Here is a 13226-nt window from a genome sequence, read left to right on the forward strand (position 1 = left end):
AACATAATGTCGAGTAATACGAATTAAGGTGTTGCCCGTTTTTAAATCACGGCTCGATTTTCTCTGCTATACGCTCGCGTGTAGAGAGAAAATGAGCAGCCAAGCGGAAAGAACGCCAAGCACTTCCCATCATGCCGACACCGCGCGGCAGTTTCCCTCACCGTATTTTTGGACTATCTCGCGCCTCTGTGCGCGACCCTCACGTTACTGCGTGACCACAATGACGACCAAACGACGGAATGACGACGACGAGAACTGAGGAGGAGGATTGGAGGAGAGCTGGGAGTAGCTTAGTGCGAATGGATGTGGATGCGGGCTTCATCCTGAAGACCGCGCCGCACCATCGCACAAGCATTCACGTAATCGGCCAAACTGACCACAGGGTACACTATCTTTAATAGTGTACTCTTGTCTCATTTTGAGACAAGTTTGGATGAATCACCGCTTCTTCGTTCTGGGATAAAGCAACTCGCTTGCGTGCATCTCGTCCATCTCGTCATGGTTAAGTTGCTGATACTTTAAGCTATTTATAAAACTTTCGTGATCCTTGATATGTTGCCATGTTCTTAGCGTGATCACATCTGTTTGGTGCTTGGCTAATGTGTTGCTCAATTATGAAATCATCAAGTGTGTAACGACCATAAAAGGTATCCGTTGCAAATTTCGTCTGCGGTTATACCCAAGTTTTCAGCCAACAACTTGATCTGGCTGGCTTTAGGCTCAGTATCTCCATTTTCCCACTTTAGATAAGTCTGCTTCGCAACTTTGACCCTCTTAGCGATTTCTTCTTGTGTGAATCCACATCGAGAGCGTGATTCCCTAAGTACGTCTTTAATCATTGTATCCTCCATATAGGTACGCTTTTTTATTAGTTTAACACCACCTTTTTACACCAATCGCTTGAAATACGCATTATTAGACTGTAACTTATAAAAAAACGTACTTGACAGGGTTTTTTGGCGTGATAGATAAGCTTAAAATATCAATACCGTTCAAAGCTGAATTTACCTTCTCGACGCCATCAAGCGAAGTCGGGCGAGGCTGTGTCTTATGTTGATATTAAAGAGTGTTCACGCCGTGGCATTGGTCTTGAAGCTAAGACCATCTTCTTTACTGGTGAGGTTGGGGCAGAGCAGTACGAAGTCGCAGACCTCCGTCATCCGTTCGAATCATTGCCAACACACTTCACTGGAATGGCATTCAAAATTTATCAGGGTACGTATCTCCGCTCCCCATGTGTTGAGTTGAAAGCGTCACCAGCCAAAATCCTCCAAGGCCATAACGTCTACGGCCCAACATCTATCGAGGTTGGAGCCATCGAAATGTTGATGGCGTTCTACAACAATTATTCTGACGTCTACGAAATGCTAGATGTTCACTTGGCAACGCTGGATGCCATTGATGCCACTTACTCAGCGCGTGTGAAAACTGAGCTTCAAGCTAGACAAGTTATCCAGCAACTGAAAAAACGTATCCAATAAGCAGATGAGAACCGCCGTACGCAATGAGCATGAAACCACTGTGTACTTCAATAAAGGCTCTCGCCACTGCGATCGTAAAGCCTATCTAAAAGGCCCCGAATTTAACCATCAATTAAATCATTTTCGGTCACTTCAAGAAAAAGGTGATACGTCGTATGACCGTGTTATTGACGTTATGTCTGACCCAAGATTGATTAACTACGCTCGGCATCTTGTTCGCCTCGAAGCCGGAGCACATCGCAGATACCTAGACGACTTAGACATACCAAAGAACCTGTTCGACGCAATTAACTACCAGAAACAATACGAATCTACGGGACGCAACTTAATCGCTGACATCTGGACAAAAGCGTTCACACCGTTACTAGAAGCACTGGAGGGGCAACACATGAACATCTTTAACGACGAAGAAGTGCACAACAAACTCAAGCAAACTTACTTCCGGTATACACCTAAAGGTAATGTGTCATACGCTAGAGCTGACAAGCTTTTCAGGTTCTATCGTCAGTTAGTATCTGATGGATATCATGCTACTTATCAATCGTTCACATCTCGACAAACTTTCGCTCGTCACCTAAACGACTTGCTTGCAATCGGCTTCTCCAAAGCTCAACTCCAAAACCTTCAAGGCAATGGCAACGACAATGTTGTTCCGTTGCTTCAGGTTATCGAAATCAATTTCTCACAGCAGCATCCGGCTGACTATGTAGAGCCTATCGTCGGCCATATCTCTCGCATGTATGGGTATGGTGACAACGTTATCCGTTTAACCGCTTAGTTCAGGGGTGTGTACTCATAGGAATAGGAGCGGGTACATACCATAGAACGGCACCAACACACATAAGGACTCATTAATGCTTAAAATCGAAATCTTCCCAGAAAATGCACATATCGAAACCCGCACTATCCCAAGCAAGGATGACCAGCCTGGTCGTGAGATATATGAGCAAATAGCTTATGCACACCTCGGTGGTAAGTTCCCCGTAGAAATGAAGCTTCAACTGGAAAAAGGACAACCAGCGTATGTTGCAGGACAGTATGCAATACATCCCTCTAGCTTTGCTGTTAATAAGTACGGCTCTCTGGAGTTGAAGCGCTTCGGCTTCCTGATAGAACCCATAAACCAAAAATAAAGGCTAGGTTAATGTTATGGAAAACGTCAGTTCAATTTTACCGGAGCAAGACTTCTCTTGCTCCTTTGCAGACCTTTTAAAACGTCCACGCCACGCGCAAGAGCCACAAAAACTAGAGCCAAAACGCACGATTATTCGATGGACAGAAGAGGAGAAAACACAGCTTACCGCCTTGTTTAAGCAGGGCACTAATATTGAAATCATTGCATCTCAACTCAATCGTCCGGTCGATGGCGTTCTAGGTCAAATCCGCAAGCTCGGCTTAAGACGTTGCAAGACGCTAACGCTTGAGCAAGAGCAATTCTTAAAACGTGACTTCTGGCTTTTGGGTGTCGAGGGTTGCGCTAAAAAGCTCTGTCGTAACCGTAGCACCATAGCTTATTACGCCAAGCTACTTAACCTCAAAAAACCCACTCGAGACGAAGTTGACCCACCAATCCCACGCTGTTTATTACCTTATGACATGGTTAAACGGGTAGCGATTCTACAGCGCAAATCACCGACATCGAGAAACCAAGTTGAAGATGCGGTGGTTATCTTTTACGACAAGAACGGCCCATCAACCGCAATGATGGCCATGCACTTAGACGAACTCTGTGCAGCATTGGACACACACTTTAGACGTAAGTCTGGCGTCACCGCATCAGCTTTGATGTATGGGTATAAGGCGGTGTGATATGAGCACTCGTTATAGAACTCACCGGTTTAAACGCCGTGATCATTGTCCCCAATGTGGGGATATCGACTTCCTATGCACCGAGTACATTATGGATAATCAGGTTTACATGTACGAGGAGCAGTGTCCTAGGTGTTACGACTTCTGGCAAATAGGCCTTGAAGACTCACTCAACGATTACCGTAAATTCAACAACATCACATCTGGAGGCAAGTGTGAAAAAGATCTTCTACAAGGGCGGCGTCAGCATGGTTAATCGCCAAGATGACCCAACATATCAATGCACATCTTGTTATAAACCGTGGTTCCAAGATGAAATTTTTACAGGCTTAGTCATTATGCAGCCGCAATGTCCATCCTGTGGGGCTGTCATTCGCAAGCTCACCAAAGACCAACCATTAATCACCAAATGACAGGGAGCTAACTGCCATAAGGCTTAAGCTTTGTGGCAGTTGAAACCTGTAACACTAATCAAGCCGCTTGAAATCTGTTACAAAAATCATCCATAAACTAAAACACCTTAGTGCGTATTATGTATGTTATGTTAAATCATGACATGAAAACAAGTCGCAAACCTCAATCTGCTCCCTATTCTTAATCCAGCATTAAACATAACTTCATTTACCATAAAATACCTAATAATCATATTTATCATTTGACAATGTTAAGTATGATTATTAGTGACATTGTCACTGTACTTGCATCAATTGTGTGTGCAAAAGTGTTTGTGTAATCCCTTGATTTGAAAACCTGTTACCAACACTTTCAAATGTGTTTAGGTTTGCTTCGCTAAAAAAGAACTCCACTCTAAGGTGGAGTTCTTGGCAGTTTGGGGTTACACGAGGAGTAAAATACGACTTAACCACCTGCTAATTTTACTTTGTGTCCTTTCGATTCAAGCAAGGTTTTGAGTTGATCTCTAACATCTCCTTGAATTTCAATATCGCCGTCTTTTACAGCTCCACCGCATCCACATTTTTTCTTGAGTTCAGCGGCAAGAAGCTTTAGAGCGGCATCATCAAGGTCTAAACCTTTTACTATGGTGACCCCTTTTCCTTTACGGCCTTTAGTTTCACGGAAAATGCGGACAATACCATCGCCTTTTGGACGCTCTATTTTTTCATTCTCAGGCTTAACGCGCCCGACTTCGGTTGAATACACCAATGTCATACTATTACTATCTTTTTTTGTTGCGCTTGTTGTTGCATCGCTCGTTGTCTTGCCACGAGGTAAGCTTCGATATGTTTTTGAATGGCGATTTTGGAACCTTTAATCAAACGGCCATTAAAAAAGCAATACCACTCATTAGCTTCACCGGTATCGTTTTTGATAGTAAAGCCATTGAATTGCTCTTGAACTCCAGCCGAAACTTCACGTTTCTGGCCGATCGACTCAAATTCTTTTGGATCAATAATCGATGCAGTATCGCAAAACCAGTCAATGCTCTTCTTTACCGCAGCCAAATTACCCGTCAATACGTGGTTTTTTATCCTGACTTGCCATATTTCAGTTGAATTGGCAGCCGATTGGAGATTGAAACCTCGATAGATTGCAACAGCCATAGATACTCTGCTTTTTTATCCCTAGGTACCTAAATAATAATTCTATATCTCAGGTTATCAAGTATATTGTCGCTAATTCGTTAGCTTACATAGAGTTATCTCATGTCTGTTACGACCTTTTCAAACCAAATCAGAGGAGCCAAGTGACAACGTCACCTGATTCCTAATGCCCTACTTCGCATTTTACTAATGTGTTTGTGACACATTGCGCGAGGAATTCACTAAATCGGTGTCCGTTGTGCTCTAGCATTTTCGGAAACATGGAAATCGGTGTCATTCCTGGAAATGTATTGACCTCATTGAGGTAAATTTGTCCCTCTTGAGTCAAGAAAAAGTCGATACGAGATAAATGACGAAGATTCATATGGATGAATACACGTTCAGCATATGTTTGAATTAATTCTTTGTGTTTCTCTGTTAGATTTTCAGCTTCTAAGACGGTTTTGGCGTGGCTATTCGCACTGTACTTTTCTTCATATGAATAGAATGTATCTTCTGGTGCAATCACTTCTCCCGGCTTTGAGATATAAAGTTTTCCGTTCATCTCATAAGCAGAAACCTCTAACTCTCGAGGTTTAACGGCTTGCTCGACGAGAACTTGCTCTGAGAAACCAAAAGCAGCCTTAATAGCTGGGGCAATCTGATCTTCTGTGGTTACTTTGTAGCATCCAACTGAAGAGCCTTGACGAGCAGCTTTGACAAAGATACTTCCCCAATGACCAAAAGCTTGCTTGGCTTTTTCAATCGATCTTGGTGTATTTTGGGTTAAAAATAGATACGGTGTGTTAGGAATATCTAATGCGTCATACCACAGTTTGGACGTGATTTTGTTAAAGCTGTTTGCACTGGCCTCTGGCCCACAGCCTAGATAAGGAATGCCTGCCAGTTCTAACATGGATTGAATATCCCCTGTTTCTCCCGGGAAACCATGGATGCAAGGAACAACAAAATCTATTGGGTAGGAAGCATTATCGCTATTTAATGTTGCGCTATTTGTATCGAGGTAGACGAGGGCTCCATGTTCGGAAAACCATCCCTCTTTTTTCATCTCGACTCGAATCACGTGAAACTCTGGAGTCAGTTCAAGCTGTTGTTGGATGTAGTTGGCTGATACGAGAGAAATTTCGTGCTCAGATGAGCCGCCACCGCACAAAAGTAGGATTGTTGTCTTAGTCATTAATCTTTCCGTGACACCGAAGTAGTAATTGATGGCTATGATAGTTCATTCAATGTGAAGTTTCAGTCAATGTTATCGTTTCTCACGAAAACCTTATTCAACTGCTCACAGAACAAACAATAAAGGGGCCTGCGCCCCTTTAAAGAAGGATTAGTTGAGCTTATTAAGCGTCGGAAATTCCGAGTTCTTGATCGAATCAATACTCTTCACGAAAGGCTTCATTGCTCGCAATTCGCTTGGAAGAATTGAAATGGCTTCTGCGGCCTCTTGGCGAGTCGCATAATCTCCGTAAAGCACGGTGTACCATTTTGTACCATTGACCATTTTGTAGTTCTCCCAAATAGGCTGGCCATTTTTAGGTAGCTTAGAAGCAAACTGATCCACTTTGCTTTGCGCGCCAACAGCAACTACTTGAATAGTAAATCCATAACGAGGATTCATTGCTACTTGTTTGGCGGTAGGCGGAGTAATTGAGACTGCAGGCTTAACCTGAGGACTCATCTTTACCACTTTTTTCTCGCTCTCTGGAGCCATTTTGACAACGTTTTGTTCAACATTCTGTTCAGAAATACCATCTGCCACACCATTTTCGGAAATGACAGGCTGCTCCACGGCTGCAGCGGAATACTCTTCGCGATGACTTTCTGTCTTCACGTCTGTGGTGTATTCACCGGATGCGCAAGCTGCAAGAAGTGCTGATAGCCCAATAACTGCGATTTTTTTCATAGATGTAGTCATGCCTTAGGTACAAAGTGCTTTAAATCATGCACATTGCAACCAAGAGAATCAAGCTTACCATATCAATATATGCATCTATCCTGTGATTTATGGCACAAACTCACCAAAGGGAACTGTAAACTCGATCACAGAGGGCTGTTCTAGCCCAACAGAGCTCACAAGAATTGGTTACCATGTAAACAAACACTCCATCAGGTAGGCAGAATATGAACCACTTGAATCAACTGCTTAGACCCAAATCAGTCGCTGTGATTGGGGCATCCATCCGACCTTTCCGCGCGGGTAATATTGTGATGAAAAACTTATTACAAGGTGGTTTTGATGGAGCAATTATGCCTGTCACACCCTACTATCCTGCCGTTTGCGGCGTATTGGCTTACAAAACGATTTTCGATCTTCCGATTGTGCCTGATATTGCGATTCTTTGTACTCACGCCTCGCGCAATCTCACCTTATTTAAGCAACTAGCTGAAAAAGGCGTCAAACAAGTGATTGTTTTATCTTCCGATATGTACTCTCTGGATGTACAAGGCGAAGAAATTCAAGCTCAATGCATGACGATCGCCAATTCTGTGAATATGCGAATTTTAGGGCCCAATAGTTTGGGACTTATCTTACCTTGGATTCAGTTCAATGGTTCGTTTTCTCCCGTTTCAGCCTTAAAAGGTAATATTGCTTTTGTGTCACAATCTGCTGCTGTGTGCACCACTATCCTTGATTGGGCTAATGATAAAGGCATTGGTTTTTCAGCATTTATTTCTTTGGGTAACGCAAGTGACATCGATTTTGCTGACTTGCTTGATACCCTCAGTACCGATAAGCATACCGATGCGATCTTGCTGTACGTCGATACAATTCGTGACGCGCGACGTTTTATGTCTGCCGCTCGCGCAGCTTCTCGTAACCGCCGGATCCTAGTCTTAAAAGGTGGCCGTACTAAAGCAGGAAGGAAAGCGGCACAAATGCATACCGGTGGCGATGATACTTTAGATATCATTTACGACTCTGCGATTCGCCGTACAGGTATGCTTCGAGTCAATAACACGCACGAGTTGTTCGCGGCTGTAGAAACATTGACCCATTCAGTACCACTCCGCGGTGAACGCCTTGCGATTATTACCAATGGTGGTGGCCCAGCTATTATGGCTGTCGATGCGTTATTGGAACGTGGAGGCAAACTTGCCCAGCTTGAAGATGAGATTTATGAGAAGCTCAATCTGTCTCTCCCTCAAAGTTGGTCACACAGTAATCCCGTCGACATTGTCGGTGATGCTGATCATCAGCGCTATGTATCAACCCTAAACATTTTATTGGAAAGCGATACCATTGATGCGATTTTGATCATGCATAGCCCTTCTGCAATTGCGCATTCAGAACAAACTGCTCAAGCATTGGTTGAAGCCGTTCAAAAGCATCCTCGCGCCAAACGGTTTAATATTTTGACCAACTGGTCTGGTGAATTATCTGCCAAGCCCGCTCGCACTATTTTTAATCAGGCTGGGATCCCGACTTACCGTACGCCCGAAAGTGCGGTGACTGCCTTCATGCACTTAGTCGAGTACCGACGTAACCAAAAGCATTTGATGGAAACCCCGACCACAACAGAAGTGGTACATGCTTCAGAGATGCAAACCGCGAAGTCATGGATACATGAACACCTAAGCGAACATGATCAGGTCAATCTGGATACACATCAAATTGGCACTTTACTTAAATGCTTTAATTTCAATGTATTGCCAACATGGATTGCTTCTGACAGTACAGAAGCGGTGCATATAGCCGAGACCATTGGCTACCCTGTGGCGGTGAAGTTACGCTCCCCTGATATCGCGCACAAATCCGATGTGCAAGGTGTCATGCTGAACTTACGTAACCGTATAGAAGTGGCCAATGCCGCGCAAGCGATTCTGGATAGAACTCAACTTTCTTATCCCTCTGCGAATATTCACGGTTTATTAGTTCAAGGCATGGCAAAACTGGCCGGTGGAGAAGAACTTAGGATCAAAGTCAAAACCGATGCGACTTTTGGGCCGGTGATTTTATTAGGGCAAGGCGGTTCTGAGTGGGATGAATCGCTGGATGCCGCCGCCGCGTTACCTCCTCTCAATATGACGCTAGCGCGCTACTTGATTGTTCGAGCGATACGTAGCGGCAAAATCCGGCTACAAAAACTCCCCGTTCCTATTGATATTGAAGGTTTATCTGAATTTTTGGTTCGTATTTCGCAAATGATCGTTGAATGCCCACAAGTTCATGAGCTGGATATCCATCCCCTGCTTGTCAATGGCAGCCAGTTTACTATCTTGGATGCTAATCTGGTGCTGCACCAGTTCAGTGGTGATGCGCAAAGCCGACTTGCTATTCGACCCTATCCGACTGAGCTGGAAGAAAGATGCCAAGCACGCGATGGAGAGTGGCTAACCGTACGTCCCATATTGCCTGAAGATGAGCCGAAACATGCCGCATTTATCAAGAAAGTTTCCAAGGAAGACCTCTATAAGCGCTTTTTCTCTGATGTCGGTGAGTTTAATCATGAAGCTCTCGCAAACTTAACTCAAATCGATTTTGACCGAGAAATGGCGTTTGTCGCGGTCAGCGGTGAAGGTGAGGACTCAGAGATTATTGGAGTCTCTCGAGCGTTAATTAATCATGAAAATACTGATGCCGAATTTGCCATCTTGATTCGTTCGGATATGAAGGGAAAAGGGCTCGGTAAGATCTTGATGCGGAAAATCATTGATTACTGTCGATCCAAAGGGACGCAACAAATGTCAGGAATGACGATGCCAACCAATCGCGGCATGTTGACCTTAGCGCAAAAAATGGGTTTTGCCGTCGACATTCATTTTGAGGATGGCACTGCTGACATGGTCCTACCATTACACTAAATATAAAAGTGACAGAAGATCCCGATGATCTTCTGTCACTTTTTCGGATCTACTCCCAACGCCAATTCTTCTTCAGGTATTGAATACACCAAGATTTGGCCTCACCCATCTGGTTACGTCGCCAAGCTAGTACTATATCCATCTCTAGATCTTCAGAACCATGAATTCCCTTTAGCTCACCTTTATCAATATAAAGCTGAGCCACTTGTAATGGCAAAGTACCAATCCCTAAGCCCGCCACTAACGCTTTGCATTTTGCGTCCAAATTACTGACTGTTAAGCGAGGTTGACGCTGTAGAATATTTACACTCATTGCTGGCTGTTCACGAGCCGTATCGGCAATGGCAATAGCACGATACTTTTCTCTGGCCTCTTCATTAAACTCCCCCGAACGACGATGCACATAGTGTGTTGGCGCGGCAACCCAGATCATTTTCATGTTACCAATGGTTTCGGCTTTCACTTCTTGTGGTAATGACTCTATGCGTGGGCAAATCAGCAGATCCGCACGTCCCGTAGCTAACGCTTCCCAACAACCCGCCAAAATTTCATCTTGAATGCGCACTCGCGTTTTACTGATGTTACCCAGCGCTTCGACCATAGGAAAAAGATTGGCTGCGGGCACAATGCCATCCAGTGCAATCGTGATGTCGAGCTCCCAGCCATTGGCCAGTAAAGTGGCATCATTGACCAATTTTTCGGTCGCAGCCAAGATGGCCCTGCCCCGCTCTAAGATAAGTTTGCCCGCTTCAGTAAAATTGGCTCGATGACCGGAGCGATCAAAGATCATCAAATCCAAATCTTGTTCAAGCTTTTGGATTTGATAGCTCAATGAACTCGGTGCTCGATTAAGCTCATTGGCGGCCGCTGCAAAGCTCCCCCTACGTTCGATTGCATCCAAAATATGCAGCGCTTCAAGAGTGATTGGACTTAACAATGCTTTCTCCTATAGATAGTTTATCTTCAATTAACAGTGATAAACATCACGGTTAGCAACAAATTAAATATCTCTAAAATTAATATAACCTTTTGATTATCAGATTCATTTCAAAAAAATCCGGCTTAGTTTTTTTCACACGAGCCAAACAATTAAACACAAATGATAGCAATTATCATTAATGTTAATTAAAATCCATGCGTTTTACTCAACATGGAAATTGCAGGTAGCTCAAATGTATAAAAAGTCTCTGCTCTCTAGCGCGATCATGCTAGCACTCGTGCCTTCAGCATACGCTGAACAAGAGTCACAATTCAATGAAGTTGTCGTCACAGCGACACGTTCAGCTCAGGATAAACAAGACGTTGCTGCTTCTATTGATACCGTCAGCGCTAAAGATATCGATAGTAGTTTGGCCACAAATGCTAAAGATGCACTCAAATACACCCCAGGTGTAGAAGTGAAATCTGGTAGTCGCTTTGGTATTTCAGGTTTCAACATTCGCGGCATAGAAGATAGTCGCATTTTGACTGTGATTGATGGCGTTCAGCAACCAGTAGGTTATAACCCAGGTGCGACAGAGCAACGTAAGTACAGTAATGCGATTGAGGTAGATACTTTACAAGCGATTGAAGTGAACAAGGGCCCCTCTTCGACCCTGTATGGCTCAGATGCATTGGGAGGCTTGGTTCAATTTCGTACTAAGAATCCAAGTGATGTATTAGTTGGTGAAGAGGATGGTCATCGCTTTGGTATTAAGTCAACTTACACTTCTGTGGATGAGCAGTTCAAAAATACCCTGACTTGGGCAATGCGCGAAGGCAAACTTGAGACGTTAGTAATGGCCACCTATGCACAAGGTCACGAAACTCAATCTCACGGTTCTGGTGCTGACATTGAAGGACCTAAACGCGGTGCAACTAACCCAGCGGATACTGATCTAGGTAATGTGCTTGCTAAAGCTCAGTACCAAGCAAATGAAAACCATCGTTTGGGGTTAACCCTAGAGCATTACACTAAAAACTATGATGAAGATGAACTCAATTACAATGGCTATGCAATTATGCCAGGGTTTGTCTATAGCAATAACTTTAATGAAGACGTGAATAAGCGTACTCGTGTCTCGTTAGACCATCAATGGTTAATGAATGCTCTGCTCGCAGACGAAAGCAACTTAACATTAAGCCACCAAGATTCTAGCTCTTTGAATAAAAACTACGACACGACGCCAAGTAGTGGTGCTCGTATGCGTGAACGTGATTCAGCAGATAAAGCAGTTCAATTTGATGCGCAATTTAATAAGCTAGTTGAAGTTGATGGTGTGTCCCATGATGTAACGTATGGTGGTGGTTTCCTAAACAATGCGTTCAGTCTAGAAAACACCGATCATTTTTATAGAACAGGAACTTCACGTTCCGGTAGCACAGGAGTACCTGATGCAGACGTCGTGAAATGGGGTCTGTTCGCTCAAGATCAACTGTATCTAATGGATGAACAACTAATCCTGACCGCAGGTTTACGTTATGACTCGTTTGAGGCAACACCAAAAACAGATTCAGGGTTTACCACCAAATATCAGCCAAATAAAGATAATGCCTTCACCGGAAAGCTTGGGGCAGTTTACCACTTAGAAGATAATCTCGCGCTGTTTGGTCAGATCAGTCAAGGATTTAAAGCTCCAACAGTGTATGACCTTTACTATTTCTACAATCAAGGGGCGATTATTGAAGCTAACCCTGATTTAAAAGCGGAACGCAGTATCTCGTATGAAGTGGGAACTCGCGGAAATAATGCGTATGGCAATATGGAATTTGCTGTATTTATCAATGATTACAAAGATTTCATCACACAAACCAAAACCGGTCAGTCTGGTGGCAAAGATGTAATCAGTAAATACAACATCGACGAAGTTCGTATTTACGGAGCTGAACTCAGTTCTACTCTATTACTGGATACGGTATCACCTCTTCCTCATGGTAGCTATGCTCGCCTAACGGTCGCTTATGCGCACGGTGAAGATAGAGCAGCGGGTAAAGAGATTGATACCGTTGCGCCATTAACCAGTGTGTTTGGGCTAGGTTATGATCAAGTGAACTTTGGTTCAGCGCTCAATGTGAAAATGGTGGCCAGCAAAGATGAGTGGCAACTTGATAACAACCTCGATGTAGCGGGTTATACCGTAGTTGACCTTACTGCGTATTATGTTCCAGTAAAAGATCTCACGGTTCGTGCTGGACTGTTTAACTTATTTGATAAGAAGTACTGGCACTACTCGGATGCTTCTGGAAAAACAGGAACCGAAGCGTTCAATATTGACTACCAATCTCAACCAGGACGTAACTGGGGAATTTCTCTCGATTACCAGTTCTAATCAAAAGACAAAAAGCCAGCTTACGCTGGCTTTTTTCTTAAAGAACACTTCATTCAAAAGGAATTTAAAAGGTGATGAAATGAATTATTTGTTCTCTGCCATCTCTTTTTTTACCATTACTGCGGCAGCAACGATAAAAGCAATGATCAGTGCCAGTTCCACTTATCCTCCTAAGCGATTCTACTGAGTTCGCACATAGTCTAGCACTGGGCTTACCGACAAGCAGTGTTTATTTTGTGAAACTGGCTAATTAGCGATCGAGA

Annotated in this window: 11 protein-coding genes and 1 pseudogene; 6 read left to right on the forward strand and 6 right to left on the reverse strand. The window is 43.7% G+C overall.

Annotated elements, in window-relative coordinates:
• Positions 1-623 precede the first annotated feature (623 nt).
• Entirely contained in the window at positions 624-851 is a 228-nt protein-coding gene (locus tag CEQ48_RS00010; protein ID WP_308507404.1) for a helix-turn-helix transcriptional regulator, read from the reverse strand.
• Between the two features lie 110 nt (positions 852-961).
• Here CEQ48_RS00010 and CEQ48_RS00015 point away from each other — a divergent pair.
• The 4 genes and pseudogenes from CEQ48_RS00015 (at position 962) to CEQ48_RS19770 (ending at position 3546) form a co-directional block, all read left to right on the forward strand.
• Positions 962-2259 (forward strand): annotated as a pseudogene (locus CEQ48_RS00015) (phage/plasmid replication protein, II/X family).
• A gap of 76 nt (positions 2260-2335) precedes the next feature.
• Complete coding sequence (locus CEQ48_RS00020; protein WP_089069804.1) at positions 2336-2614, forward strand: single-stranded DNA-binding protein; 279 nt, start codon at positions 2336-2338, stop codon at positions 2612-2614.
• A 16-nt stretch (positions 2615-2630) separates the two neighbouring features.
• Positions 2631-3290, forward strand: coding sequence for a gcrA cell cycle regulator family protein (locus CEQ48_RS00025; RefSeq protein ID WP_089069805.1), 660 nt, complete (start codon positions 2631-2633; stop codon positions 3288-3290).
• A 1-nt stretch (position 3291) separates the two neighbouring features.
• Positions 3292-3546 (forward strand): hypothetical protein, encoded by a 255-nt coding sequence (locus CEQ48_RS19770; protein WP_061051257.1) that lies wholly within the window; start codon positions 3292-3294, stop codon positions 3544-3546.
• 602 nt (positions 3547-4148) lie between these two features.
• Here the strand turns inward: CEQ48_RS19770 and yciH are convergent.
• From yciH to CEQ48_RS00050, 4 genes are all read right to left on the reverse strand, one after another.
• Complete coding sequence (gene yciH, locus CEQ48_RS00035; protein WP_089069807.1) at positions 4149-4460, reverse strand: stress response translation initiation inhibitor YciH; 312 nt, start codon at positions 4458-4460, stop codon at positions 4149-4151.
• Positions 4457-4852: a DUF3319 domain-containing protein gene (locus CEQ48_RS00040; protein ID WP_089069808.1), complete on the reverse strand. Its 396-nt coding sequence runs from the start codon at positions 4850-4852 to the stop codon at positions 4457-4459. Before CEQ48_RS00040 ends, yciH begins: the two co-directional genes overlap by 4 nt.
• A gap of 163 nt (positions 4853-5015) precedes the next feature.
• The gene (locus CEQ48_RS00045; RefSeq protein WP_089069809.1) at positions 5016-6029 is read right to left on the reverse strand and encodes a D-alanine--D-alanine ligase; all 1014 of its coding nucleotides are present in this window, start codon (positions 6027-6029) and stop codon (positions 5016-5018) included.
• A gap of 150 nt (positions 6030-6179) precedes the next feature.
• Positions 6180-6755 carry an SPOR domain-containing protein gene (locus tag CEQ48_RS00050; protein ID WP_181710944.1) on the reverse strand — a complete coding sequence of 192 codons (576 nt, stop codon included), beginning with the start codon at positions 6753-6755 and terminating at the stop codon, positions 6180-6182.
• 218 nt (positions 6756-6973) lie between these two features.
• On the opposite strand from CEQ48_RS00050, the gene CEQ48_RS00055 reads away from it, so the two are divergent.
• Positions 6974-9655: a bifunctional acetate--CoA ligase family protein/GNAT family N-acetyltransferase gene (locus tag CEQ48_RS00055; protein ID WP_089069811.1), complete on the forward strand. Its 2682-nt coding sequence runs from the start codon at positions 6974-6976 to the stop codon at positions 9653-9655.
• Positions 9656-9704: 49 nt separating this feature from the next.
• Here CEQ48_RS00055 and CEQ48_RS00060 read toward each other — a convergent pair whose 3' ends face one another.
• Positions 9705-10592 (reverse strand): LysR substrate-binding domain-containing protein, encoded by an 888-nt coding sequence (locus CEQ48_RS00060; protein ID WP_089069812.1) that lies wholly within the window; start codon positions 10590-10592, stop codon positions 9705-9707.
• Positions 10593-10827: 235 nt separating this feature from the next.
• On the opposite strand from CEQ48_RS00060, the gene CEQ48_RS00065 reads away from it, so the two are divergent.
• Entirely contained in the window at positions 10828-12963 is a 2136-nt protein-coding gene (locus CEQ48_RS00065) for a TonB-dependent hemoglobin/transferrin/lactoferrin family receptor (RefSeq protein WP_089070536.1), read from the forward strand.
• Positions 12964-13226: the final 263 nt, after the last annotated feature.

This window comes from Vibrio tarriae (assembly GCF_002216685.1).
Classification (GTDB): domain Bacteria; phylum Pseudomonadota; class Gammaproteobacteria; order Enterobacterales; family Vibrionaceae; genus Vibrio; species Vibrio tarriae.